A 24,589-nucleotide genomic window follows, 5' to 3' on the forward strand; every position below is an offset into this window, starting at 1 on the left:
TAATAATATCTAAACCAAACGGGTATAAAAGGGTCTTTATGTCGGCTCGTTTTCGCCGTGGTTTATCTATCTAGAGGTTCATTAATGAGTGATATGCACTCGCTGCTGGTGGCGGCAATTTTGGGTGTGGTCGAAGGATTGACGGAGTTTTTACCCGTTTCCAGTACCGGCCATATGATTATTGTTGGCCACTTGCTGGGTTTTGAGGGTGACACCGCAAAAACATTTGAGGTGGTTATCCAGTTGGGCTCTATCCTGGCGGTCGTGGTGATGTTCTGGCGACGTCTGTTTGGCCTGATTGGCATTCACTTCGGTAAGGTCCCACATGAAGGCACTGGCAAAGGTCGGCTGACGCTGGGCCATATCCTGTTGGGGATGGTTCCTGCCGTCGTACTGGGACTGATTTTCCACGACATCATCAAATCGCTGTTTAACCCGATCAACGTGATGTATGCGCTGGTGGTAGGGGGCGTGCTGCTGATTGCCGCAGAATGCCTGAAGCCGAAAGAGCCGCGTGCGCCGGGTCTGGATGATATGACCTATCGCCAGGCGTTTATGATTGGCTGTTTCCAGTGTCTGGCGCTGTGGCCGGGTTTTTCTCGTTCCGGGGCGACGATTTCTGGCGGTATGCTGATGGGAGTAAGCCGTTACGCGGCCTCCGAATTCTCCTTCCTGCTGGCCGTGCCGATGATGATGGGCGCAACGGCGCTGGATCTCTACAAAAGCTGGACGTTCCTCAGCGCATCAGATATTCCGATGTTTGCAGTTGGTTTCGTGACGGCGTTTATCGTGGCGTTGGTGGCGATCAAAACCTTCCTGCAGCTGATTAAGCGCATCTCGTTTATTCCGTTTGCGATTTACCGCTTTATTGTGGCGGCAGCCGTTTACGTCGTGTTCTTCTGATTTTGCTAGCTTGCCGGATAGCGGCGTTAACGCTTATCCGGCAATGCACTGTCTATGCTTTTGGGCAACGTTGTTCTTTCCAGGCGGCCACCGCCGCGATCCGACGCCGGGTCAGTTCCTCGCGAATAGCCTGACCTTTGAATCCCGCCTCAACGACGTCTTTCGTTGGTACCGCCTGCGCAACCTGCCAGGCTTCACGCAACAGCCTGCCTTGCGGATAATCCGCCGCTTCAAAACCGGTTCGCCCACGCACGTCGGCCTCGCTGGTCAGGGCGATTTGCTCCACGCGCTGCGGTTTGCGCCAGGCATCGATGGAATCAAACAGCTTAACGATGGTTTTCGGCTGCAGGATCGGGAAGGTATGAATGAGGTCGTGGAACTCGGCTACCAGTTTGGCTAAATCACGGATGTCATTCGGCACGCGCAGGCGTTGGCACAGTTGCTCGACCAGCTTAACGCCAGCCGGACCGTGACCGTGGTGGCGTGGCCACAGCGCTTTTGGCGTCAATGCCTTGCCAAGATCGTGGCACAGCGTGGCAAAACGCACGTCGACCTCCGGACTTAACATGGCCGCCATCGACAGCGTCATCAGCGTGTGAATACCGGTATCAATTTCCGGGTGCCATTGCGCGGGCGCGGGAACGCCAAACAGAGCATCTACTTCCGGAAACAGGACGTGCAGTGCGCCGCAGTCGCGCAGGACCTGAAAAAATACCTGTGGGTTACGGGTGGTTAAAGCACCTTCTGTTTCTTTCCACACCCGCTCTGGCGTCAGGTGCTCCAGTTCCCCTGCGGCGTTCATATTGCGCATCAGCGTCATGGTTTCTTCAGCGATACGAAAACCGAGGTGCGCATAGCGGGCAGCAAAGCGCGCCACGCGCAGCACGCGCAATGGATCTTCGCTAAAGGCGGGGGACACATGGCGTAGCAGACGGTTTTCCAGATCGTCGCGTCCGTTATACGGATCGATAATCTCGCCGTCGTCATCGCGGGCCATTGCGTTGATGGTCAGATCGCGACGCTGAAGATCGGCCTCCAGCGTTACATCCGGCGCGGCGTAACAGGTGAATCCGGTATACCCCGAGCCTGATTTGCGTTCGGTACGCGCCAGCGCATACTCTTCCCGGGTTTGCGGATGCAGAAACACGGGAAAATCGCGGCCTACCTGCTGGTAGCCCGCGTCGAGCATCTCTTGCGGCGTGGCACCGACAACAACCCAATCTTTATCTTTAATCGGTAGCCCTAATAACGCATCCCGAACAGCACCACCGACCAGATAAATCTTCACGCCACTTTCCTTTTGAAATTATGATCCCTTAATCATATGTCAGTGTGGCGGAGAAGGCGATTCAGTTCATCCAGCGATCTTTGCGTTTACGGCTGGGGATCATGTGTGGCAGAACCAGGCCGAGCAACAAACCAAGACCCAGCACGCCGCCGCCGTACATAAACCACTGCATGATGATGGTGCGCTGTTTGTCATCAAGCTGAAGGTTGGCTGCGCTGACCTTCTTTTGCGCCACGATAAGCTCGTTCCTCAGCTTCTGGTTTTCTTGTTTCAGCCCGTCGATTACGCTGTCGCTTTGCGACACTTTTTGCTGCATATCGGCGGTGCGCTGATTCCACGTGGTGTCGATATTATTGAGCTTATCGGTCAAGGTCTTAACCTGGTTTTCCAGATCGGGAACGCGGGTACGCAGGCTCGGCGTACTGTTCAGCTCTTTCAGTGGGATCCAGGCGGTACGTCCGGTGCTGTCTTTCACCTGGGCATAGTTAGTGTTGGCATCGGTCTGTAATAGCGTGACTTCCTCGCCGGCGTTAACCGTACCCACGAGGCGATAATTATCTCCCGGACCGCTGCGGACCCAGGTGTTCAGTTCGTCAGAAACATAGCGCTTTTCTTCGGCATGAGAGACTGCAGTGGCGCTAAGTGCGAGTAAAGTTAATCCAATCAGGCGTAATTTTGGCATCAGGCTGTCGTTATTGTCATAGAAAGTGGAACGATAGTAGTGGCATCAGTGTCTCTACGCAAAGCATTCGACATCAATCGGAATCATCTGTGTCCTTTTTGCCACCACTCGAAACTTTTACGCCCGTCAAATTGCTCGTTGCATGGCAATTTGGCGCAAAATACTATCTACTGACAATAAAGAACGAGCTTAGTTCGCAGTCAGTTTTCTCAACTGTGACATAACCCATAAGTACAAGACCATGGCCCAGGAAATCGAATTAAAATTTATCGTCAATAGTGACGCTGTAGATGCGCTACGTGAACGTCTGAATACGCTGGGGGGAGAGCATCATGCGCCCAGCCAGTTGCTGAATATCTACTACGAAACGCCGGATGCGTGGCTGCGTGGTCACGATATGGGGCTGCGTATTCGCGGTGAGAACGGTCATTACGAAATGACCATGAAAATTGCCGGGCGAGTGACGGGTGGCCTGCATCAGCGGCCGGAGTTTAACGTTGCGCTGAACGCGCCAGAGTTGGATCTCTCCCTGTTTCCAACGGAAGTCTGGCCTGATGGCGAACTGCCCGCTGAACTTGCCTCTCAGGTACAGCCGCTCTTCAGCACCGATTTTTACCGTGAGAAATGGCACCTTGATATCGACGGTAGCCGCATTGAAATGGCCCTCGATCTCGGGGAAGTGAAAGCGGGCGAGTTGGCTGAACCTATCTGTGAGCTTGAACTGGAGTTGTTAAGCGGCGATACCCGTGCGGTATTGAAGCTGGCAAACCAGCTGGTATCGCAAACCGGTTTACGCCAGGGCAGCCTGAGTAAAGCGGCGCGCGGCTATCATCTGGCTCAGGGGAATGCGCCGCGTGAACTCAAACCGACGCGCATTTTGAAGGTTCCGGCAAAAGCGAGTATTGAGCAAGGGCTGGAAGCGGCGCTGGAGCTGGCATTATCACAGTGGCAGTACCATGAAGAGCTGTGGGTGCGTGGCGTCAAAGGGGCGAAAGCCGAGGTGCTGGCTGCGATGGGCCTGGTGCGTCACATTCTGATGCTGTTTGGCGGTAATGTGCCGCGAAAAGCGAGTGCTCACTTACGTGATTTGCTGACCCAGTCGGAAGCGATCATTGCGTCTGACGTTTCTGCCGTTTCCGCGGTTTACAGCACGCAAACGGCGATGGCCAAGCTGGCGCTGACCGAATGGCTGGTGACCAAAGGGTGGCAGCCGTTCCTTGATGCGAAGGCGCAGGGTAAAATAGCCGACTCCTTTAAGCGTTTCTCAGATACCCATCTCTCGCGCCATGCTGCTGAACTGAAAACAGCTTTTGCTCAGCCGCTGGGCGATCAGTACGCCGATCAACTTCCGCGCCTGACGCGCAACATTGATAGCATGCTGATGCTGGCGGGATACTACGACGAAAAGGTCGCATCGGAATGGATCGCCACCTGGCAGGGTTTACGTCACGCCATTGCGGCCAACCAATACATTGAAATTGAACACTTCCGCAACGAGGCGATCGCTTTGGAACCGTTCTGGTTGCACAGCGGAAAACGATAATCAGGGTGAGGCCGGGATGCCTGATGGCGCTGTGCTTATCAGGCCTACGCGATGGGCGGAAGCGTCATGCAGGCTGGATAAGGCAACATGCCGCTGCCCGGTACTATTCAAAGGATAATCCATAAATGAAGCAGCTCTCTTCACCGTTACAGCAGTACTGGCCGACCGTTGTTGAGCGGCTGCCAGCAGCAATATCTGAGTCCTCGCTTAGTATTCAGGCGAAGTCAGTGCTTACATTCAGTGATTTTTTTCGCGACAGCATTATTGCCCATCCCGAATGGCTGGTCGAACTGGAAAGCACGCCACCCGGGGCGGATGAATGGCAACACTATGCTGATTGGTTACAGCAAGCATTGGTCGACGTTAGCGATGAAAACACGCTGATGCGTGAGCTGCGCCTGTTTCGCCGTCGCATAATGGTGCGTATCGCCTGGGCGCAGACGCTGTCGCTGGTGACGGAAGAGAGTATCTTGCAGCAGCTAAGCCATTTGGCTGAAACGTTGATCGTCGCCGCGCGTGACTGGTTATACGCCGCCTGCTGTCGTGAATGGGGTACGCCCTGTAATCCACAAGGTGTTGCGCAACCGCTGCTGATTTTAGGCATGGGGAAACTGGGCGGCGGCGAACTGAATTTTTCCTCTGATATCGATCTGATTTTTGCCTGGCCGGAGCACGGCAGTACGCAGGGTGGACGTCGCGAGCTGGATAATGCGCAGTTCTTTACCCGTATGGGCCAGCGGCTCATCAAAGTGCTGGATCAGCCCACAATGGATGGATTTGTCTATCGGGTGGATATGCGTTTACGCCCGTTTGGCGACAGCGGCCCGCTGGTGCTGAGCTTCTCCGCGCTGGAGGATTATTACCAGGAACAAGGGCGCGACTGGGAACGCTATGCGATGGTCAAGGCCCGCATTATGGGCGATTGCGACGGTACCTACGTCAGTGAGCTTCGCGCTATGCTGCGGCCTTTTGTTTTCCGCCGCTATATTGATTTCAGCGTGATCCAGTCTCTGCGTAACATGAAAGGAATGATTGCCCGCGAAGTGCGCCGCCGTGGTCTGAAAGACAACATTAAGTTGGGCGCGGGCGGTATTCGTGAAATCGAATTTATCGTGCAGGTATTCCAGCTTATTCGCGGTGGGCGCGAGCCGTCATTGCAATCCCGCTCGCTGTTACCCACGCTCAGCGCCATCAATGCGTTGCACCTGCTGTCAGACACCGACGCGGAACAACTGCGCGCAGCCTATCTCTATTTACGTCGTCTGGAGAACCTGCTGCAAAGTATCAATGATGAGCAGACCCAGACGTTGCCAGGCGATGAACTGAACCGCGCGCGGCTGGCGTGGGGGATGAACGTCGATGACTGGCAGCAGCTAACCGATGTGCTGGCCAGTCATATGGACAACGTGCGCCGGGTGTTTAACGAGTTGATTGGCGATGACGAAGCAGAAACCCAGGAAGAGTCGCTCTCAGAACAGTGGCGTGAACTGTGGCAGGACGCATTACAGGAAGATGACACCACGCCGGTGCTGACGCATCTGGCGGATGACGATCGCCGGCGCGTGCTGTCTCTGATTGCCGATTTTCGCAAAGAGCTGGATAAACGCACCATTGGCCCACGCGGACGCCAGGTGCTGGATCACTTAATGCCGCATCTGCTGAGCGATGTCTGTTCGCGTGACGACGCCTCAGTCCCACTGTCGCGCATCACACCGCTGCTGGTAGGCATTGTGACCCGTACGACCTATCTGGAGCTGCTGAGTGAATTCCCCGGAGCGCTTAAGCATCTGATTTCGTTATGTGCCGCTTCGCCGATGATCGCCAGCCAGCTGGCGCGGTATCCGCTGTTGCTCGATGAACTGCTGGATCCGAATACCCTGTATCAACCCACCGCGACGGATGCCTACCGTGATGAACTGCGCCAGTATTTGCTGCGCGTGCCGGAAGATGACGAAGAGCAGCAGTTGGAAGCGCTGCGTCAGTTTAAGCAAACGCAGCTGTTGCGCATTGCCGCGGCAGATATCGCTGGTACGCTGCCGGTGATGAAGGTGAGCGACCACTTAACCTGGCTGGCGGAAGCTATTATTGATGCGGTAGTCCAGCAGGCGTGGATGCAGATGGTCGCTCGCTACGGGCAACCCACTCATCTTGACGAGCGTGAGGGGCGCGGTTTTGCCGTCGTCGGGTATGGCAAACTGGGCGGCTGGGAGCTGGGCTACAGTTCGGATCTTGATTTGATCTTCCTGCATGACTGTCCTATGGACGTGATGACGGATGGTGAGCGTGAGATTGACGGGCGACAGTTCTATCTGCGTCTGTCGCAGCGCATTATGCACCTTTTCAGCACCCGCACCTCATCCGGTATTTTATATGAAGTGGATGCGCGGCTGCGTCCGTCCGGCGCGGCGGGAATGCTGGTGACATCAACCGAGGCTTTCGCTGATTACCAGCGCAACGAAGCCTGGACGTGGGAGCATCAAGCGCTGGTGCGCGCTCGAGTGGTGTACGGCGACCCACGGTTGACCTCTCAGTTTGATGCGATTCGTCGCGATATCATGACCCTCGTCCGCGATGCGAAAACCTTGCAGACCGATGTGCGCGAAATGCGTGAGAAAATGCGGGCCCATTTGGGCAATAAGCATCGCGATCGTTTTGATATCAAAGCGGATGAAGGCGGCATCACCGACATTGAGTTTATTACGCAATACCTGGTGCTGCGCTATGCGCATGAAAAACCGAAGCTGACGCGCTGGTCGGATAACGTGCGCATTCTGGAGTTACTGGCGCAAAACGACATTATGGATGAGCAGGAAGCGCTGGCGCTTACCCGTGCTTATACGACGCTGCGCGATGAACTTCATCATCTTGCATTGCAGGAACTTCCGGGCCATGTGGCGCCGGAGCACTTCGACGCTGAACGTACGCTGGTGCGTGACAGCTGGCAGAAGTGGCTGGTTGCCGAGTGAAGTGTGCTATTATCGCGCGCAAATTTTAAGACCCTCAGAGAATCTCTCAGGAGACAGGAATGAAAGTAACGCTGCCAGAGTTTGAACGTGCAGGAGTCATGGTTGTCGGTGATGTGATGCTAGATCGCTACTGGTACGGTCCTACCAGCCGTATTTCACCTGAAGCGCCGGTTCCGGTGGTGAAGGTTGATACCATTGAAGAACGTCCCGGTGGCGCAGCAAACGTGGCGATGAACATTGCCTCTCTGGGAGCGAATTCGCGTCTGGTTGGCCTGACTGGGATTGACGACGCGGCGCGTGCGCTGAGCAAAACGCTGGCGGATGTGAACGTAAAATGTGACTTCGTTTCTGTGCCAACTCATCCGACGATCACCAAACTGCGCGTGCTTTCCCGCAACCAGCAACTGATTCGCCTGGATTTCGAAGAAGGTTTTGAAGGCGTGGATCCGCAGCCGCTGCATGAGCGTATTAACCAGGCTCTGGGCTCCATTGGCGCTTTGGTGCTCTCTGATTACGCCAAAGGCGCGCTGGCAAGCGTGCAGCAGATGATTGCTCTGGCGCGTAAGGCTGGGGTGCCGGTGCTTATCGATCCGAAAGGGACCGATTTTGAACGCTATCGTGGCGCAACGCTGCTGACGCCGAATTTGTCTGAATTTGAAGCGGTGGCCGGTAAGTGCAAAAGCGAAGATGAACTGGTTGAGCGCGGCATGAAAGTGATTGCAGATTTCGACCTTTCCGCGCTGCTGATCACGCGTTCCGAACAGGGTATGACGCTGCTGCAACCGGGCAAATCGCCACTGCATATGCCGACGCAGGCGCAGGAAGTGTATGACGTGACGGGGGCGGGCGATACGGTGATCGGTGTGCTGGCAGCGACGCTGGCGGCGGGGAACACTCTGGAAGAGGCGTGCTATTTTGCTAATGCCGCAGCGGGTGTTGTCGTCGGTAAACTGGGGACTTCCACCGTTTCCCCGATTGAACTGGAAAACGCCGTGCGCGGTCGGGCCGACACTGGCTTTGGCGTGATGAGCGAGTCTGAGCTGAAACAGGCCGTAGCCAGCGCCCGCAAGCGCGGTGAGAAAGTGGTGATGACCAACGGCGTGTTCGACATCCTGCATGCGGGCCACGTTTCCTATCTGGCGAATGCGCGCAAGCTGGGCGATCGTCTGATCGTGGCGGTAAACAGCGATGCTTCGACCAAACGTCTGAAAGGCGAAACGCGTCCGGTCAACCCGCTGGAACAGCGCATGATCGTGCTGGGCGCGCTGGAAGCCGTCGACTGGGTGGTCTCTTTTGAAGAAGACACACCACAGCGTCTGATTGCCGGCATCCTGCCGGATCTGCTGGTAAAAGGCGGCGACTATAAGCCGGAAGATATTGCGGGCAGCAAAGAAGTGTGGGCGAACGGCGGTGAAGTGCTGGTGCTGAACTTTGAAGATGGCTGCTCAACGACCAATATCATCAAGAAGATCCAAAAAGACAGCGATAAATAACAAATGCTGGAAACGTATCGAACTTTTGGATGCAATACGTTTCTTGCTATTGATGCTGCTGTTTTCTTCAACCCAGAGTAAAGGAATAAGGGGAGAGGGGATTTCTCCCCCCGATTTACTTTTACATGACGTTACAATCAGCGTGCGTCACGCTGACCTTAAATCCGACCCCTCTTAGATTTCGTGGGAAACTGTGAACCAGCGCAGTGGGTTTGCGCACAATATGTACAGAATAACTTCGCATCCAGGGAAATACTGAAATTAGAAAAAGCATATGGCCTTAACAGATATTCAATAACTGGAGGGTATGCTCATGAACAGCAATATGTATTCAATGAACAATTTCGATTTCCTGGCCCGTAGTTTTGCCAGGATGCAAGCTGAGGGCCATCCCGTAGATATCCAGGCGATAACTGGGAATATGGATGAAGAACATCGTAGCTGGTTTTGCAAACGCTATGCGCTGTACTGCCAGCAGGCGACGGAGGCCAGGAAGCTAGAACTGGAACACTAACAGAAAAAACGGGCCTTGCGGCCCGTTGTCGTTTTTACTCTTGCGGATCGACTGACGGGATCGCGGGAGCAGGTTTAACTTCTGCCGTTTTTTCACGCGATTCCAGCTCAGTCAGACGTTGCTCAAGTAGCGCCAGCTTTTCACGGGTACGCAGCAAAACCTGAGTCTGTACATCAAACTCTTCACGGCTTACCAGATCCAGACGGGTCAGCTGTGACTGCAGCGTTTGACGAATTTTCTTCTCGACGTCTTCGCCAAACTCGCGGATCCCTTTCGGCATCGACTCGTGAACCTGACGAGCAATCTGCTCAATTTTTTTCGGGTCAATCATTGTGGTTTCCCTGAACTGGTACGTGTTGTTGCCTATTGTAGTGCGAACTGGCACAGGCATAAACCAGAATTGTGTGAAGCTAAGACGAGCAAAGGCGTTGATGAAGGTAATCAATAGCGTTATAGTTAACCCGCTTATTCTCAGGGCGGGGCGAAATTCCCCACCGGCGGTAAATCAACTCAGGTTGAAAGCCCGCGAGCGCTTTGGGTGCAAACTCAAAGGTCAGCAGATCCGGTGTAATTCCGGGGCCGACGGTTAGAGTCCGGATGGGAGAGAGTAACGATCCAGTCGGGCATGGACCCGCTCACGTTATTTTTTTGCCGCTTAGACGGTACTCCTAAGACTGCCCTGATTCTGGTAACCATAATTTTAGTGAGGTTTTTTTACCATGAATCAGACGCTACTTTCCTCTTTTGGTACGCCTTTCGAACGTGTTGAACTTGCGCTGTCTGCGCTGCGTGAAGGACGCGGTGTGATGGTGCTTGACGACGAAGATCGTGAAAACGAAGGCGATATGATTTTCCCAGCAGAAACCATGACCGTTGAACAGATGGCTCTGACCATTCGTCACGGCAGCGGTATTGTATGCCTGTGCATCACTGAAGACCGACGCAAACAGCTCGATCTGCCAATGATGGTGGAAAATAACACCAGCGCTTACGGTACCGGTTTTACCGTCACCATTGAAGCCGCAGAAGGCGTGACCACCGGCGTTTCCGCTGCGGACCGTGTTACTACGGTGCGTGCGGCAATTCAGGATGGCGCTAAACCTTCCGATCTTAACCGTCCGGGGCACGTTTTCCCGCTGCGTGCTCAGGCAGGTGGCGTGTTGACCCGCGGTGGTCACACTGAAGCAACCATCGACCTGATGACGCTGGCAGGGTTTAAACCGGCAGGCGTGCTGTGCGAACTGACCAATGACGATGGCACCATGGCGCGTGCGCCAGAATGTATCGAATTTGCCGGCAAGCATAATATGGCGGTAGTTACTATCGAAGACCTGGTGGCTTACCGTCAGGCGCATGAGCGCAAAGCCAGCTAATCGCAAATTACCACGTTAGTCGCGGTAAGTATAAAAAACCGAAGCCATCTTCCAGGCTTCGGTTTTTTTGTTTCTTGCTCCGATTATTTGGTTCTCACCCGCTGTAATGCCCATGCGCCGCTCATAATGACGAGCAACAGTAAGCACAAACTAAAGGCCAACAAACAGGCCTGCGCCATGTTCATAAAATGCCAAGGCGGGATCAGATACCAGCCTTCTGACTGCTGGTACAGATCGACAAACCACTTTTGCGTACTGCTGAGCGCCACGCCGTCGGGAACAATGGGAGCGTCATAGCCGCAATCTCCTGTGGGTTTAAACCACTCCGGTGCCCAGTTGGCCAGAGGCAAATTAAAAGGGAATGTCGGATCGGTGGAACATCCCTGTACGCCAAACAGCGAATCCGGGTCCGGGTTATGTACAGCATAATGAATGCTGTTAAGTTTGATGGAGAACTTAATGCCCAGGATGCTGCCGTAAAATGCCGCGATACAACCGATGAGCTTCAGAACAACATTTTTGGGGTTGATTGCCGCAATCAATCCGCCAAAAACCATCACCAGCATGGCAAAACGAATGTAGACACATTGCTCGCAGGGGGCCATGTAGAGATAGATTTGGAAGAACGAGTGCGCCAGAATAATCAATCCACCCATTGCGCAAGCCATCAACAGCCACAGAAAGCGCTGTTCCTGCCATCTCACCAGGGTATCAACCGGTGTATTGCGTAAGTCTCGCCACGATCCTTTTATGAAAGCCATAGCCGGGTCCCTGTTTATTTTTTCGCGAGCTCTCTGACAAGCTCAGCCATGGAATCAATAGATTTGATATTTTTGGTGTAGATCAGGTATTTACCATTGACGACGTAAGCCGGAACGCCCTGGATTTTGGCGACATCATATGCTGCTTTCCATTTCTCCAGCGTTTGCTGGACGGCTGGATCCTTCAATGCCGCGTCAAAATCAGCCTGGCTCATGCCCGCTGCATCCAACCCTGTTTTGATGAATGAGGCGGGATCTTTACCCTCTGACCAGCGCTCTTTCTTATCGTGGTAGGCGGCGTAATAAGCGAACTTGGCTTTTTTAAACTGTGATTTGGCGTCAAACAATGAAATACCTGCAGCCATGTCCCTGGCAATCATTACGGCAAAGATTTCACTGGCCTGCTTACCGTATTCCCCTTTGGTTTCCAGATGAAACGGAGTGAAAGTAACGACATCGGCGACTTTGTCTGACACGGGCCCTGTCACGGCTTTATCATATTTGTAGCAAAATGGGCAGGCGTAACTGAATACTTTGATCAACGTCTTATCGGCATTGGGAATTGGTTTTTCCAGAACCATATAATCAGTGCCTTCAGTAAACGCTGATGCTGCAAACGGTGAGGCAAGCGCGGCGGTTAATACCACGCTTTTAAATAATGAAGTGATCCATTTAGATGACATAATTAATCCTTAATCTAACGTAATTATTTAAACATTTGGCGTGGATGAACCAGCAATGCACGGTAGTGAGTTTGATTTGGCTTATCGGACAGGACATTAATTTCGACTTTGACTTCTTTTGTTTTGTAGTCAATTTCGTTGATTTTGCCGATGGTTGGCTGTCCAACGTCAAATAAATTAATCGAACCACCAAAGCCAAACATGGTGTCGCGATCTTTTTGATATTCGATAACCGAGGTGATAGGGCTATAAAAATCATAACCGCGCTCTTTTCCGTACTCCCAAATTTGCTGGACGGTCCCTTTTTTCTCGTCAATTTTATATTCTACGAAACGGGAGTATTTCATTGTTGGTAACGCCGGTTGTTCGAGTCCACGGCCATCGCCGTTGTCAAAAATGGTAAGCGTTCCTTTGCTGGAGAGCCATGCGGTGTGTTGAGTGTAGGTAAAATCAAAATCGGTATTCTCGCACTTGCCATTTTCATCACATTTCAGTGCGTTGCCTTTATCATCAACCGGTTTTAACAGCTTGCTTGCCAGCGCCTTATTCCAGCCTTTAGACGGTGCAAGGATCCACTTAACCTGTTTATCGCGACCGATTTTGACAACCCCCTGATGGCGGGAAGAGATAATGATGGCGTCATCTTTGGCATCAAAGGCGATAGAGTTAACGTGCGCCCAGTTACGACCTGCACCCACTCCGAGGGCATCACCGTAGGGGGTATCTGGCTCCAGTTTTGCCTGCTGGCCGGCATGAGCGAGGTCCACGTTGACGCATACCGCGCCCGCATCCAACGCACCCAGCAGTGCATCACGCATCGGATCGAGAATTTTTGTCAGATCCCACACGTCAACAACACGACCGGATTTGTCGACTTCAATAATCTGGTCGCGGATAGTTTGTACGTGAATGCCATCTTCCTTGCGATAGTCCCGTTTACCCACGCGAAGCAGTACGGTGCCGTTCACCGTTTCGACGGACTCATGCGATGCGTCGAGGAATCCGCGCGGCAGCTTATGGTCGGCCAGAATCTGGCCCATCATATCGAACTCATACCAGTGCTGGCCCTGTACGGCGGTGAAGGTGCCGCGCGGTGTCTCCCGTATGCCCATCAGGTAACCGCGCTTGTTGATATCCATGTCATGACCGTCATAGAAAGTGTCCTGATCCAGCCACCAACGATATTCGCCTTCCGTATCAACGACAAAGGTAAAGGGTGCGATATCAAAGGGTAATGCGCCACCGGCCGGACCTGCATCCAGGATACCGGCATTTTTATCTTTTTCACCATGCCAGTGGAATTCTGCGCCCTGCGCGGTAAAGGTGTGGGTATTCACCAGATAGAGACGGTCTTCAAAGCCAGGTGCGACCTTAATAACGTTTGTTTGCTGTAAATCGGAAATAGAACGGTTATCCATGTAGTGATTAACGATGGCAGATGTTTGCACCACGTAATCTTCCTTGATGGCCTTGCCATTTTCTTTATATTCAACGGTGACCTTATTAGCGAACTTTTGATAAAGGCCAAAAATAGGAACCCCATCGTAGGTGGCGAGGGATTCTTTGCCGACGGTATAGGTAATTGGGACTCCTTTTTCACCTTTACCATGAACGGTGACTTTAACATCCGAAATAACGTGACTATCTAATTCAACCAGTGCGGTAAGAGGGGCGTTTCCGTATGGGTCAACGACTATCGCACCCAATTTTCCTGCGGGCTGGGCTGGTTGGAAACCCGCGGCAAATGAATTCCCTGCGGCAAAGCCAAACGTCAGTGCAAGCGTTCCGGCTAGAAGTGTTTTTCGGTACTGTGTAAACATGGATATATCTCCTTATATTATCTTTAAATATAACAGTGCTGAATATATTATGTTTTTACGATGTGAATATAATAAAAAATGGTATTGCTGATGCTACTTTTATGGTGAATATATTAATATTGATGAAATGTATTATTTTGCAGGTGCTAATTTTTATTATTTTTTGGATGGTATGAGTGCGTTATTTTAAGGGCAATATTTATTATTGCGCAGTGTGATCTTGTCGACATTGTTTTATTTTTTATAACGGTGTTAACTATTTGCATAGCTGCTGGTTTATATGATCGAAATCATATATTTGTTTCTGGAATATGCCACTATAGGAGTATGTCAGAATAAGGTTGTGTAAAATTTTAACGTTAAATGTTTAATGATGTTAAATTTTAAGGGTAAAAGAATGTTTATCGCCTGGTACTGGATTGTATTAATTGCACTCGTTGCAGTTGGTTATTATTGCCATATGAAGCGTTATTGTCGGGCATTTCGGCAAGACCGGGATGCATTACTCGAGGCGCGAAACAAACTCTTTCGTCGTTCTGGCGAAGATAACAGCGCGGTTAAGGAACAGGAATAGTCCTTCACGTTCTGCTATGGATGAGCGGATGCTGTAAATTAGCAGGGTGGCATCCGCCCTCTGAATTAGCCGATCCCCATGGACTGGAGGATGACAAGACTTAACCCCATCACCGACATTCCACAAAGTACCCCATAGCTGGGATTATTATTCGGGTCGATCTCTTTTGCCAACGGCATTAGCTCATCGACGGACAGCGCCACCATAATTCCTGCGACTGCTGCCATTATTGCCGCCATCACTACCGGTGAGATCAGGCTCCCCAGAATTAACCACGCCAGTACGCCGCCCAGGATTTCCGCCATGCCCGAGATCCCGGCCCAGAATATCGCCGTACGTTTGGAGCCCGTGGCTGCATAGACTGGACCCGCAACGGCTAATCCTTCAGGAATATTGTGTAATGCGACGGCAAGGGCAATACCAAAGCCCAGCTCGAGGTTGCTGCTGGCGGTAACAAACGTCGCTATCCCTTCCGGGAAGTTGTGCAGGCTAATGCCGAGCGTTAATAAAATCGCGGTACGTTTAATGGAGCCGGGCAGAGGCCGCGTGGTTTTCTGTACCAGATCCTGAGGGTGCGCATGCGGCAATAGGCGGTCCAGGCCAAAGTATCCCAGTAAGCCAACGATAAACATTCCGTAGCCCAATACCGGCGACATACCTTCAGCAGCCAGTGCGGCTGGGAGCATCTCCATCAGTGAGATCAGTAACATAATCCCTGCGGCGAAGCCTAAAGAAAAGGCGAGTACGCGGTTGGAGGGTTTTTGCCCTAACACGCCGAGAAATGCGCCGATAAACGTGGCGGCGCCTGCCAGTAAAGTCAGAAGTAAAGGTACTGACATCGACAAATAAAACTCCTTATCAATCTGCTGTCCGGGTTGGATCGTCAAAATAACTGATGATCTTCATCATGGTTATCTGAGTTCTTCATCAGCCGAATAAGCGTATTGTGGTGGTATCAAAATGACTCCCTCAGTAAGGATATCATCATGTCTTCAACTCGTATGCCAGCATTGTTTTTGGGTCACGGTAGCCCGATGAATGTTCTGGAAGATAACGTTTATACCCGCGCCTGGCAGCAACTGGGGGAAACGTTGCCGCGCCCGAAAGCCATTGTGGTGGTCTCGGCGCATTGGTTCACTCGTGGCACGGGCGTGACGGCGATGGAAGCGCCTAAAACGATCCACGATTTTGGCGGTTTTCCGCAGGCGCTGTATGACACCCATTACCCGGCTCCTGGATCACCGGAACTGGCGCAGCATCTGGTTGACTTGCTGGCCCCGGTGCCCGTTACCTTAGACAAAGAGGCGTGGGGTTTTGACCACGGTTCATGGGGCGTGCTGATCAAGATGTACCCGCATGCGGATATTCCGATGGTGCAGCTGAGCATTGACAGTACCAAACCTGCGGCCTGGCATTTTGAAATTGGCCGCAAGCTGGCGGCACTGCGTGATGAGGGCATTATGCTGGTAGCCAGCGGTAACGTGGTGCATAACCTGCGCACTGCGCGTTGGCACGGAGAGGACACGCCATATCCGTGGGCGACCTCATTCAACGAATATGTTAAAGCAAACCTGACATGGCAGGGACCGGTTGAACAGCACCCGCTGGTGAACTATCTCGATCATGAAGGGGGATCGTTATCGAACCCGACACCGGATCACTATCTGCCGCTGCTGTATGTATTAGGTGCCTGGGATGGCAAAGAGCCGGTGATTATTCCTGTTGACGGGATTGAGATGGGAAGTTTGAGTATGTTGTCGGTGCAGGTCGGATGATAAATGTCCGATGGCGCTGCGCTTATCGAGCCTACAGTTCATGCTGTAGGCCGGGTAAGACGCAGCCACCACCCGGCACTCTCAGTCATTCGACAAAAATATGCGGATAGAAACGCGAGAGATCCTGCGTGATCAACGCGCGGTCTTCGCGAATGCCAATGCCAGCTGGTTGATCGTTGATTAGCCAGCTGCCGATCAACATATAGCTGTCGCCAAACTTCGGTAGCTGATGGAACTGCTGCACGATCATACCTTCTTCGCCGTACGGCCCTTCCACTGCTTCGATCGTTTTACCGTTTTCGATAATGGAAACGTTCGCGCCTTCACGTGAGAAGATCGGCTTTACGACGAATTTATCCATCTGAGGATAGTCATCTTCGGCGAAATACGCAGGCAGCAGATTCGGATGATCCGGGAACATTTCCCACAACAGCGGTAATAACGCTTTGTTAGAGATAATGCTCTTCCAGGCTGGTTCCAGCCAGCGAACGCCAGCGTCTTCCAGCTTAGTGGAGAACATTTCGCGCAGCATGAATTCCCACGGATAGAGCTTGAACAGGTTAGCTATGACCTGATCTTGCATATCCGTGAACTGACCCTTTTCACCAAGACCAATATCTTCGACATAGAGGAATTCAGTGGCGATTTCAGCTTCGGCAGCGCAATCCTGCAGATACTGGATCGTTCCGCGATCTTCCACCGTATCGCGACAACAGGTCAGATGTAGCAACTGAAAACCATACTGCTCACGCAGCTCGGCGAAACGCTCGATCAGCTTTTCCTGCAGACTGTTGAATTGATCGCTGCCTTCCGGCAGGTTGCCTGCATTGAGTTGGTCCTCCAGCCAGATCCACTGGAAAAACGCAGCTTCGTACAGAGAGGTTGGCGTATCGGCGTTGTTTTCTAACAGCTTAGGCTCGCCCGTGCCGTCCCACGCCAGATCGAGACGCGAATAGAGCGACGGCTGCTGTGTCAGCCAGGACTGGCGGACAAAGCCCCAGGTATGCTTCGGAATGCGAAACTTGGTCATCAGCTCATCGCTGGCGATGACCCTTTCCACCACTTTGAGACACATTTGATGCAGCTCTGCGGTGACCTCTTCCAGCTTTTCGACCTGAGCAAGCGTGAGCTTATAATACGCATCCTCACACCAGTACGGCTCGCCGTACATAGTGTGAAAGTTGAAACCGTATTCGGTGGCTTTATCGCGCCAGTCCGGGCGCTCAACAATACTGACTCTTTCCATGACGATCAGCCGCCCATTGAACGAGTGGTAGTACCGCTTGCGCTACGCTGCATGGTGCTCTGTTTAGCCACAGATTCGCCAAATCCGCCGCGGGTTACGGTAGAGGTGGTAGCCGGTTTCGGCGCCATGGCGGTTTTCGGTACGGTCATGGTGCGACCTGGCGTTGCGGCGCCGTAGTTTTTGCCGCCGGCATCCGTATATTTGCCGTATGCCGGGCTGGCCGGATTTTTCGAGCTGAACAGCGGCTGCTGAGCGCCCATACCGCCACCCATCATGCGGCCCATCATATAGCCTGCCATCAGCGGCATCCAGAAGCTGCCGCTGCTTTGATTCTGCGCCTGAGCCTGGCCTTCACCGGTCGGCGCCATGCCCGCTTGTGCAGGTGCCTGTTGGCACTGGCCTTCGCCGAATTCAGCGATACAGTCTTCGCGAGTGGCGTATTTTGGCGCGGTGCGTTCAGCTTCTTTCAGCGCATTGTTAAACGCGGTGGTACATTCGGCGCTTTTACCCGGATTAGCTGCAGAGCAGTCGTCCGCGTTCTGATAAAGCGAAACCGTTTCGTCACTCTTTTCACAGCCCGCGAGCATAAAAACAGCGGTAACTGCCAGAGCGACAGGAGTCAGGTGGCGCGCGCTCCAGCTTTTGCGGAACGAGGCGTGATGTATAGATTTTGTCCGTTTCATTTATGTCTTCCAGGACCCAGTGGTAACTCTGCTCAGAATAGAGGATGACTGGTCGAAATTGAAGCGGGAAGAGGCGAGAATGCGGAAGAAGGGGCGGATCTTTACGTTGCCTTACGTTCAGACGGGGCCGAAGCCCCGTCATCAGCATCAGTTACGGAACGGGTTGTTACCGTTGCTGCTGGTTGAACGTGCAGCCGTTGGTTGAGCCGCAGGCATATTGCCGTTGCTGTTAAAGTCATTCACAGCGGCATCTTGCTGCGGATTTTGCGGCGCTACGTTATCCGGAGAAGTCGGGATCGGTTTACCCAGCGTATTATTCAGCGCCACCAGATCCTGCTCGTTCAGCGTACCGAGCGCAGATTTGACGTTAAGCTGGTTGATAAGATAGGTATAACGCGCATTCGCCAGTTGCTGCTTGGCGTTGTACAGCGTGGTGGTGGCATCCAACACATCCACGATGGTACGGGTACCTACGGAATAGCCTGCTTCCATCGCATCTAAAGAGCTTTGGGCAGAGACAACCGCTTGTTTGTACGCGTTAATGCTACTGATAGAAGCATTAATGTTGTTGAACGAAGAACGCACGGTTTGCACCACGCTGCGGTGCGCGCTTTCCAGTTGTTCGCTCGCGCCAACAAAGTTGTACTGCGCTTGTTTCACCTGCGAGTTAACCATCCCACCCTGGTACAGCGGCAGCGAGAAGTTCAGACCGATTTTGTTCTGGCCCATGTTGCTGTCGTCATACTGGGAGGTGTTGGTTTTCGACCCGTTGTAGGAGGTGTCAGAAACGCCGGTAGAGGCGGTCAAACCCAGCGTCGGTAAGTGACCATCCTGCGCCAGACGAATCTGTTCACGCGCCAGATCCTGGCTCAAACGCGCCTGCAATAATGAGAGGTTGCGGTTTTCTGCTTCTTTCAGCAGCGCGTTCACCGCCTGCGGTTTGTTGGTTTTAAAGCCATCAACGTTCAGCGAAGCCAGTTCCGGGTAGTAGTTACCGGTCACCTGGCGCAGCTGTTCTACCGCGTTGTCGAGATTGTTACGCGCGGTAACTTCGTTCGCCAGTACGGTATCGTATTGTGAACGGGCGTTCTGTACGTCAGTGATGGCGACCAGGCCCACGTTAAAACGCTGTGTGGTCTGATCTAACTGACGATAGACCGCATCTTTCTGTGCCTGAGTGTAAGACAGCACGTCAATCGCGTTCAGTACGTTAAAATAAGCGGTAGCGGTATTCAGGATCAGCGTTTGCTGATCGGTCTGATACGTTACGTCCTGGATGCCTGCTGCTTTTTCTTGCAGCGTCAGGGCACGCCATTTAGACATGTCGAACAGCGTCTGAGTCAATTGTAATGACGCGCTGGTTGCGTTGGAGTTGACGCCATTTGCATCACGGTAGCCATTGCTGTAGGTGTAATCGGCACCTAAACCTAGTTGCGGCAGTAATGGGCTACGCGCTTCGTTAATTTTTTCGAATGCAGCATCGCGATCGGCGGCGGATTTACGCAATTCCGGGTTGCTCAGGCGTGCTTGCTGATAAACCTGCATCAGGTTTTCTGCCTGGCTCAAAGTAGTGAACCCCGACAGGCTCAGGCCGATAAGGATGGGGAGCAATTTCTTCATTTGCATTCCTTGTTGTGAAGCAGTATTTAGCGCTGATCAAATTGTAAAAATATTTGCTGATTCTAGCAGAATCCGCCACTTCAAAAAGTTGGCGTTACGTGCCATACGGCGTTAATTTGCATCAATTTAACACAAGGGCGTTCAAACATCAGTCAAACGACCTTGAAATTCACATTTTAATCACTATTGGTTTCAGGACAGCACAATGCGTAAACCAGACAACTTGCCAATGACTTTCACTAAAAATGATGTAGAAATTATTGCACGAGAAACGCTATACCGCGGTTTTTTTTCACTGGATCTTTATCGGTTCCGCCATCGCCTGTTTAACGGCGGTATGAGCGGTGAGGTAAAGCGCGAAATTTTTGAGCGCGGACACGCGGCAGTCTTGCTACCCTTTGACCCTGAGCGGGACGAAGTTGTTCTGGTCGAGCAGATCCGTATCGCGGCGTTTGATACCAGCGAAAGCCCGTGGCTCCTGGAAATGGTGGCCGGAATGATTGAAGAGGGCGAAACCGTTGAGGATGTGGCTCGTCGTGAAGCGATGGAAGAGGCCGGGCTGGAAGTTAAACGTACCAAGCCCGTTCTGAGCTATCTGGCAAGCCCTGGCGGCACCAGTGAGCGCCTGTCTATTTTAGTTGGCGAAGTGGACGCCACGACCGCGAGCGGGATCCACGGTCTGGCTGATGAAAACGAAGATATTCGTGTTCATGTGGTGAGCCGGGAGCAGGCTTATCAATGGGTTGAAGAGGGGAAAATCGACAACGCGGCTTCTGTCATCGCCTTGCAATGGTTACAGCTGCACTATCAAGAGTTAAAAACTGAGTGGAAAAAATGAAGCGTTACACACCTGACTTCCCTGAAATGATGCGCCTGTGCGAAACCAACTATTCGCAATTGCGCCGTCTGCTGCCGCGTAATGACGCAGCCGATGAAACAGTGAGCTATCAGGTCGCAAACGCACAATATCGGTTAACGATCGTTGAATCGACCCGATACACTACGCTTGTCGCGATCGAACAAACGGCACCCGCGGTCACTTACTGGAGCCTGCCGTCATTGACAGTCCGCCTGTATCATGACGCGAGGGTGGCCGAAGTGTGTTCGAGTCAGCAGATCTTTCGCTTCAAAGCGCGGTATGATTATCCAAATAAAAAGTTGCATCAACGCGACGAAAAGCATCAAATTAATCAGTTTCTGGCCGACTGGTTACGGTACTGTTTAGCACATGGAGCGATGGCGATTCCGGTTTATTAGCGTCGTGAAACCTAAGGACACCATTTGGAAAGCCTGTTAACCCTTCCTTTGGCTGGTGAGGCCAGAGTCAGGATCTTACAAATTACAGACACTCACCTGTTTGCCGAAAAGCATGAAACGCTGCTGGGTGTAAACACCTGGGACAGCTATCAATCCGTACTGGATGCAATACATGCAGAGTCGCCTGAATACGATCTGATCGTCGCGACTGGTGATTTGGCGCAGGACCAATCCGCTGCGGCCTATCAGCATTTTGCTGAGGGCATCGCAAGCTTTCGTGCGCCCTGCGTTTGGCTACCGGGCAATCACGATTTTCAGCCGGCAATGTACAGCGCGCTACAGGACGCGGGGATCTCACCCGCTAAACGCGTCTTTATTGGTGAACAGTGGCAAATCCTGTTGCTGGACAGCCAGGTGTTCGGCGTTCCCCACGGTGAATTAAGCGAATTTCAGCTCGAATGGCTGGAACGTAAACTTGCCGATGCGCCTGAGCGCAATACTTTGCTGCTTCTGCATCATCATCCTCTGCCAGCAGGCTGTAGCTGGCTCGATCAGCATAGCCTGCGTAATGCCGCAGAGCTGGATAACGTGCTGGTGAATTATCCTCGTGCCAAGTATTTGTTGTGTGGGCATATTCATCAGGAACTGGATTTGGACTGGAACGGACGCCGCCTGCTGGCGACGCCGTCGACCTGTGTGCAGTTTAAGCCACACTGTTCCAACTTCACGTTAGATACCATCAGCCCAGGCTGGCGGACGCTGGAGCTTTTTGCTGACGGGACGTTGCAGACGCAGGTACGCCGTCTGCAGGGTAATCGGTTCCACCCTGATACCGCTTCAGAAGGCTACTGATGTCTACGCTTCTTTATCTTCACGGATTTAATAGTTCTCCTCGTTCGGCGAAGGCATGTTTGCTGAAAAACTGGCTGGCGGAGCATCACCCGCACGTTGAGATGATCGTACCCCAACTGCCACCGTATCCGGCCCAGGCCGCAGAGATGCTGGAATCGATCATTCTTGAACATGGCGGAGAGTCGCTGGGAATTGTCGGTTCCTCACTAGGAGGCTATTACGCCACCTGGCTGTCGCAATGTTTTATGCTGCCCGCGGTGGTGGTGAACCCTGCTGTCCGACCTTATGAACTGCTGGTCGACTATCTCGGTCAAAACGAGAACCCCTACACGGGGCAGCAATATGTGCTAGAGTCACGCCATATTTACGATCTTAAAGTCATGCAGATTGACCCGCTGGAAGCGCCGGATTTGATCTGGCTGCTTCAACAAACGGGCGATGAAGTGTTGGACTACCGCCAGGCGGTGGCGTATTACGCCTCCTGCCGCCAGACAGTTATTGAGGGCGGAAACCACGCATTCACGGGCTTCGAAGATTATTTCAACCCGATTGTCGATTTCCTTGGACTGCACAGTTTCTGACGATCAATTCGAATTGCTTATTTAAACCATGACGCAAACTTATAACGCTGATGCCATTGAGGTACTCACTGGGCTTGAGCCGGTACGCCGTCGCCCGGGGATGTACACCGATACAACCCGTCCGAACCATCTTGGACAGGAAGTGATTGATAACAGTGTGGATGAAGCACTGGCGGGCCACGCAAAACGCGTGGACGTGATTTTACATGCCGACCAGTCTCTGGAAGTTATTGATGATGGCCGCGGCATGCCGGTAGACATTCACCCTGAAGAGGGCGTTCCGGCGGTAGAGCTGATCCTCTGTCGTCTGCACGCAGGCGGTAAGTTCTCCAACAAAAACTATCAGTTCTCTGGTGGTTTACATGGGGTGGGGATCTCCGTGGTCAACGCCCTGTCGAAGCGTGTGGAAGTGAACGTGCGCCGCGACGGGCAGGTGTACAACATCGCGTTTGAGAACGGCGATAAGGTGCAAGATTTACAGGTTGTCGGTACCTGCGGTAAACGCAATACCGGAACCAGCGTGCACTTCTGGCCGGATGAAAGCTTCTTTGACAGCCCGCGTTTTTCCGTTTCGCGCTTAACGCACGTACTGAAAGCCAAAGCGGTGCTGTGCCCAGGCGTTGAGATCACCTTTAAGGACGAGGTCAATAACAGTGAACAGCGCTGGTGCTACCAGGATGGCCTGAATGACTATCTGAGCGAAGCGGTGAATGGCCTGCCGACGCTGCCGGAAAAACCGTTTATCGGTAATTTCAGCGGTGAAACAGAAACCGTGGACTGGGCGCTGCTCTGGCTGCCGGAAGGCGGCGAGCTGCTGACTGAAAGCTATGTGAACCTGATCCCAACCATGCAGGGCGGTACGCACGTTAACGGCCTGCGCCAGGGTCTGCTGGATGCAATGCGCGAGTTCTGTGAATACCGCAATATTCTGCCGCGCGGCGTGAAGCTGTCGGCGGAAGATATCTGGGATCGCTGTGCTTACGTGCTGTCGGTAAAAATGCAGGATCCGCAGTTTGCCGGACAAACCAAAGAGCGCCTCTCTTCGCGGCAGTGCGCGGCATTCGTCTCTGGCGTAGTGAAAGATGCTTTCAGCCTGTGGCTGAACCAGAACGTGCAATCAGCCGAACTGCTGGCTGAGATGGCGATTTCCAGCGCCCAGCGTCGTCTGCGTGCGGCGAAAAAAGTGGTGCGTAAGAAGTTGACCAGCGGTCCGGCGTTGCCGGGGAAACTGGCGGACTGCACCGCACAGGATCTTAATCGCACCGAACTGTTCCTCGTCGAAGGTGACTCGGCGGGCGGATCGGCTAAACAGGCGCGCGATCGTGAATATCAGGCGATCATGCCGCTGAAAGGTAAGATCCTCAACACCTGGGAAGTCTCTTCCGATGAAGTGTTGGCCTCGCAGGAAGTTCACGATATTTCGGTGGCGATCGGTATCGATCCGGACAGTGATGATCTGAGCCAGCTGCGCTACGGTAAGATCTGTATTCTGGCGGATGCGGATTCCGATGGTTTGCACATTGCCACGCTGCTGTGCGCGCTGTTTGTGAAACACTTCCGTACGCTGGTGAAACACGGTCACGTCTATGTGGCGCTGCCGCCGTTATACCGTATCGACCTCGGTAAAGAGGTGTATTACGCGCTGACGGAAGAAGAGAAAGCGGGCGTGCTGGAGCAGTTAAAACGCAAGAAAGGCAAGCCGAACGTGCAGCGCTTTAAAGGTCTGGGTGAAATGAACCCGATGCAGCTGCGTGAAACCACGCTGGATCCGAATACCCGCCGCCTGGTGCAGCTCATCATCGATGACGAAGACGATCAGCGTACCAACGCAATGATGGATATGCTGCTGGCCAAGAAGCGTTCTGAAGATCGCCGTAACTGGTTGCAGGAGAAAGGCGACCTGGCGGATCTCGAAGGGTAATTGACCGTGAATGCCGGATGGCGCTGGGCTTACCAGGCCTGAGGATTGCAATAT

23 protein-coding genes and 1 riboswitch are annotated in these 24,589 nt (G+C 52.8%); of the genes, 13 read left to right on the forward strand and 10 right to left on the reverse strand.

The features are described from left to right. Positions 1–84 precede the first annotated feature (84 nt). A complete protein-coding gene (bacA, locus tag OGW44_RS22100) occupies positions 85–903 on the forward strand; it encodes an undecaprenyl-diphosphate phosphatase (RefSeq protein ID WP_016154535.1) in 819 nt (272 codons plus the stop codon). Between the two features lie 52 nt (positions 904–955). Here the strand turns inward: bacA and OGW44_RS22105 are convergent, their stop codons facing one another. Together OGW44_RS22105 and OGW44_RS22110 are read right to left on the reverse strand one after the other, a co-directional pair. Continuing rightward, a complete protein-coding gene (locus OGW44_RS22105; protein ID WP_185654426.1) occupies positions 956–2,191 on the reverse strand; it encodes a multifunctional CCA addition/repair protein in 1,236 nt (411 codons plus the stop codon). A gap of 61 nt (positions 2,192–2,252) precedes the next feature. Then, on the reverse strand, positions 2,253–2,873 hold the full coding sequence (locus tag OGW44_RS22110; protein ID WP_016154533.1) for a TIGR04211 family SH3 domain-containing protein: 621 nt from the start codon (positions 2,871–2,873) through the stop codon (positions 2,253–2,255). A gap of 241 nt (positions 2,874–3,114) precedes the next feature. Here OGW44_RS22110 and OGW44_RS22115 point away from each other — a divergent pair, with 241 nt between their 5' ends. From OGW44_RS22115 to glgS, 4 genes are all read left to right on the forward strand, one after another. After that, on the forward strand, positions 3,115–4,416 hold the full coding sequence (locus OGW44_RS22115) for a CYTH domain-containing protein (protein ID WP_047414043.1): 1,302 nt from the start codon (positions 3,115–3,117) through the stop codon (positions 4,414–4,416). Between the two features lie 125 nt (positions 4,417–4,541). Beyond that, the gene (glnE, locus tag OGW44_RS22120; RefSeq protein WP_137380602.1) at positions 4,542–7,382 is read left to right on the forward strand and encodes a bifunctional [glutamate--ammonia ligase]-adenylyl-L-tyrosine phosphorylase/[glutamate--ammonia-ligase] adenylyltransferase; all 2,841 of its coding nucleotides are present in this window, start codon (positions 4,542–4,544) and stop codon (positions 7,380–7,382) included. A 59-nt stretch (positions 7,383–7,441) separates the two neighbouring features. After that, positions 7,442–8,875, forward strand: a complete 1,434-nt coding sequence (hldE, locus tag OGW44_RS22125; RefSeq protein ID WP_016154530.1) for a bifunctional D-glycero-beta-D-manno-heptose-7-phosphate kinase/D-glycero-beta-D-manno-heptose 1-phosphate adenylyltransferase HldE — start codon at positions 7,442–7,444, stop codon at positions 8,873–8,875. Positions 8,876–9,182: 307 nt separating this feature from the next. After that, positions 9,183–9,389, forward strand: coding sequence for a cell surface composition regulator GlgS (gene glgS, locus OGW44_RS22130; protein ID WP_019077704.1), 207 nt, complete (start codon positions 9,183–9,185; stop codon positions 9,387–9,389). Between the two features lie 34 nt (positions 9,390–9,423). Here glgS and ubiK read toward each other — a convergent pair whose 3' ends face one another. Further along, complete coding sequence (gene ubiK, locus OGW44_RS22135; protein WP_003024618.1) at positions 9,424–9,720, reverse strand: ubiquinone biosynthesis accessory factor UbiK; 297 nt, start codon at positions 9,718–9,720, stop codon at positions 9,424–9,426. 132 nt (positions 9,721–9,852) lie between these two features. After that, a riboswitch (FMN riboswitch) is annotated at positions 9,853–10,002 on the forward strand. A 106-nt stretch (positions 10,003–10,108) separates the two neighbouring features. Between ubiK and ribB the strand changes: the two genes are divergently transcribed. After that, positions 10,109–10,762, forward strand: coding sequence for a 3,4-dihydroxy-2-butanone-4-phosphate synthase (gene ribB, locus OGW44_RS22140; protein WP_016154529.1), 654 nt, complete (start codon positions 10,109–10,111; stop codon positions 10,760–10,762). 83 nt (positions 10,763–10,845) lie between these two features. On the opposite strand, the gene dsbI is transcribed toward ribB, so the two are convergent. From dsbI to assT, 3 genes are read right to left on the reverse strand one after another with little or no spacing between them, the layout of a single operon-like run. After that, positions 10,846–11,523: a protein-disulfide oxidoreductase DsbI gene (dsbI, locus tag OGW44_RS22145; protein ID WP_185654427.1), complete on the reverse strand. Its 678-nt coding sequence runs from the start codon at positions 11,521–11,523 to the stop codon at positions 10,846–10,848. Positions 11,524–11,537: 14 nt separating this feature from the next. Further along, complete coding sequence (locus tag OGW44_RS22150) at positions 11,538–12,206, reverse strand: thiol:disulfide interchange protein DsbA/DsbL (RefSeq protein WP_019077701.1); 669 nt, start codon at positions 12,204–12,206, stop codon at positions 11,538–11,540. A 23-nt stretch (positions 12,207–12,229) separates the two neighbouring features. Further along, complete coding sequence (assT, locus tag OGW44_RS22155) at positions 12,230–14,026, reverse strand: arylsulfate sulfotransferase AssT (RefSeq protein WP_016157489.1); 1,797 nt, start codon at positions 14,024–14,026, stop codon at positions 12,230–12,232. Between the two features lie 397 nt (positions 14,027–14,423). Between assT and OGW44_RS22160 the strand changes: the two genes are divergently transcribed. Beyond that, entirely contained in the window at positions 14,424–14,600 is a 177-nt protein-coding gene (locus OGW44_RS22160; protein ID WP_016154525.1) for a hypothetical protein, read from the forward strand. Positions 14,601–14,665: 65 nt separating this feature from the next. On the opposite strand, the gene zupT is transcribed toward OGW44_RS22160, so the two are convergent. Next, a complete protein-coding gene (gene zupT, locus OGW44_RS22165; protein ID WP_016157488.1) occupies positions 14,666–15,439 on the reverse strand; it encodes a zinc transporter ZupT in 774 nt (257 codons plus the stop codon). Positions 15,440–15,586: 147 nt separating this feature from the next. Between zupT and ygiD the strand changes: the two genes are divergently transcribed. Beyond that, complete coding sequence (gene ygiD / locus OGW44_RS22170) at positions 15,587–16,375, forward strand: 4,5-DOPA-extradiol-dioxygenase (protein WP_185654428.1); 789 nt, start codon at positions 15,587–15,589, stop codon at positions 16,373–16,375. Positions 16,376–16,460: 85 nt separating this feature from the next. On the opposite strand, the gene OGW44_RS22175 is transcribed toward ygiD, so the two are convergent. The 3 genes from OGW44_RS22175 to tolC all read right to left on the reverse strand — a co-directional run bounded on the left by OGW44_RS22175 (position 16,461) and on the right by tolC (position 19,930). Then, on the reverse strand, positions 16,461–17,621 hold the full coding sequence (locus tag OGW44_RS22175) for a glutathionylspermidine synthase family protein (RefSeq protein ID WP_019077698.1): 1,161 nt from the start codon (positions 17,619–17,621) through the stop codon (positions 16,461–16,463). A gap of 5 nt (positions 17,622–17,626) precedes the next feature. Beyond that, complete coding sequence (locus tag OGW44_RS22180) at positions 17,627–18,304, reverse strand: DUF1190 family protein (protein ID WP_016154521.1); 678 nt, start codon at positions 18,302–18,304, stop codon at positions 17,627–17,629. 147 nt (positions 18,305–18,451) lie between these two features. Further along, positions 18,452–19,930 carry an outer membrane channel protein TolC gene (gene tolC, locus OGW44_RS22185; RefSeq protein ID WP_088583064.1) on the reverse strand — a complete coding sequence of 493 codons (1,479 nt, stop codon included), beginning with the start codon at positions 19,928–19,930 and terminating at the stop codon, positions 18,452–18,454. Positions 19,931–20,129: 199 nt separating this feature from the next. Here tolC and nudF point away from each other — a divergent pair, with 199 nt between their 5' ends. From nudF to parE, 5 genes are read left to right on the forward strand one after another with little or no spacing between them, the layout of a single operon-like run. After that, positions 20,130–20,762 (forward strand): ADP-ribose diphosphatase, encoded by a 633-nt coding sequence (gene nudF, locus OGW44_RS22190; RefSeq protein ID WP_016154519.1) that lies wholly within the window; start codon positions 20,130–20,132, stop codon positions 20,760–20,762. Then, positions 20,759–21,181 (forward strand): DUF1249 family protein, encoded by a 423-nt coding sequence (locus OGW44_RS22195; RefSeq protein WP_016154518.1) that lies wholly within the window; start codon positions 20,759–20,761, stop codon positions 21,179–21,181. The genes nudF and OGW44_RS22195 overlap by 4 nt, the downstream gene beginning before the upstream one ends. Before the next feature lie 24 nt (positions 21,182–21,205). Then, entirely contained in the window at positions 21,206–22,033 is an 828-nt protein-coding gene (gene cpdA / locus OGW44_RS22200; protein WP_016154517.1) for a 3',5'-cyclic-AMP phosphodiesterase, read from the forward strand. Then, entirely contained in the window at positions 22,033–22,614 is a 582-nt protein-coding gene (gene yqiA / locus OGW44_RS22205; protein WP_003024575.1) for an esterase YqiA, read from the forward strand. Before cpdA ends, yqiA begins: the two co-directional genes overlap by 1 nt. 28 nt (positions 22,615–22,642) lie before the next feature. Next, positions 22,643–24,535: a DNA topoisomerase IV subunit B gene (gene parE / locus OGW44_RS22210; protein WP_003024571.1), complete on the forward strand. Its 1,893-nt coding sequence runs from the start codon at positions 22,643–22,645 to the stop codon at positions 24,533–24,535. Positions 24,536–24,589 lie beyond the last annotated feature (54 nt).

Origin of the sequence: Citrobacter sp. Cb023 (genome assembly GCF_030336805.1) — a bacterium.
GTDB classification, from domain to species: Bacteria; Pseudomonadota; Gammaproteobacteria; order Enterobacterales; family Enterobacteriaceae; genus Citrobacter; species Citrobacter braakii.

What these genes read in the sequence shown, in the direction of transcription:
- nudF (WP_016154519.1), top strand. Translation starts at nt 20,130, where the DNA reads ATGCGTAAACCAGACAACTTGCCAATGACTTTCACTAAAAATGATGTA.
- dsbI (WP_185654427.1), bottom strand. Translation starts at nt 11,523, where the DNA reads ATGGCTTTCATAAAAGGATCGTGGCGAGACTTACGCAATACACCGGTT.
- OGW44_RS22160 (WP_016154525.1), top strand. Translation starts at nt 14,424, where the DNA reads ATGTTTATCGCCTGGTACTGGATTGTATTAATTGCACTCGTTGCAGTT.
- OGW44_RS22180 (WP_016154521.1), bottom strand. Translation starts at nt 18,304, where the DNA reads ATGAAACGGACAAAATCTATACATCACGCCTCGTTCCGCAAAAGCTGG.
- ribB (WP_016154529.1), top strand. Translation starts at nt 10,109, where the DNA reads ATGAATCAGACGCTACTTTCCTCTTTTGGTACGCCTTTCGAACGTGTT.
- tolC (WP_088583064.1), bottom strand. Translation starts at nt 19,930, where the DNA reads ATGCAAATGAAGAAATTGCTCCCCATCCTTATCGGCCTGAGCCTGTCG.
- yqiA (WP_003024575.1), top strand. Translation starts at nt 22,033, where the DNA reads ATGTCTACGCTTCTTTATCTTCACGGATTTAATAGTTCTCCTCGTTCG.
- bacA (WP_016154535.1), top strand. Translation starts at nt 85, where the DNA reads ATGAGTGATATGCACTCGCTGCTGGTGGCGGCAATTTTGGGTGTGGTC.
- parE (WP_003024571.1), top strand. Translation starts at nt 22,643, where the DNA reads ATGACGCAAACTTATAACGCTGATGCCATTGAGGTACTCACTGGGCTT.
- OGW44_RS22195 (WP_016154518.1), top strand. Translation starts at nt 20,759, where the DNA reads ATGAAGCGTTACACACCTGACTTCCCTGAAATGATGCGCCTGTGCGAA.
- hldE (WP_016154530.1), top strand. Translation starts at nt 7,442, where the DNA reads ATGAAAGTAACGCTGCCAGAGTTTGAACGTGCAGGAGTCATGGTTGTC.
- assT (WP_016157489.1), bottom strand. Translation starts at nt 14,026, where the DNA reads ATGTTTACACAGTACCGAAAAACACTTCTAGCCGGAACGCTTGCACTG.
- glnE (WP_137380602.1), top strand. Translation starts at nt 4,542, where the DNA reads ATGAAGCAGCTCTCTTCACCGTTACAGCAGTACTGGCCGACCGTTGTT.
- OGW44_RS22150 (WP_019077701.1), bottom strand. Translation starts at nt 12,206, where the DNA reads ATGTCATCTAAATGGATCACTTCATTATTTAAAAGCGTGGTATTAACC.
- zupT (WP_016157488.1), bottom strand. Translation starts at nt 15,439, where the DNA reads ATGTCAGTACCTTTACTTCTGACTTTACTGGCAGGCGCCGCCACGTTT.
- glgS (WP_019077704.1), top strand. Translation starts at nt 9,183, where the DNA reads ATGCTCATGAACAGCAATATGTATTCAATGAACAATTTCGATTTCCTG.
- OGW44_RS22175 (WP_019077698.1), bottom strand. Translation starts at nt 17,621, where the DNA reads ATGGAAAGAGTCAGTATTGTTGAGCGCCCGGACTGGCGCGATAAAGCC.
- ygiD (WP_185654428.1), top strand. Translation starts at nt 15,587, where the DNA reads ATGTCTTCAACTCGTATGCCAGCATTGTTTTTGGGTCACGGTAGCCCG.
- ubiK (WP_003024618.1), bottom strand. Translation starts at nt 9,720, where the DNA reads ATGATTGACCCGAAAAAAATTGAGCAGATTGCTCGTCAGGTTCACGAG.
- OGW44_RS22115 (WP_047414043.1), top strand. Translation starts at nt 3,115, where the DNA reads ATGGCCCAGGAAATCGAATTAAAATTTATCGTCAATAGTGACGCTGTA.
- OGW44_RS22110 (WP_016154533.1), bottom strand. Translation starts at nt 2,873, where the DNA reads ATGCCAAAATTACGCCTGATTGGATTAACTTTACTCGCACTTAGCGCC.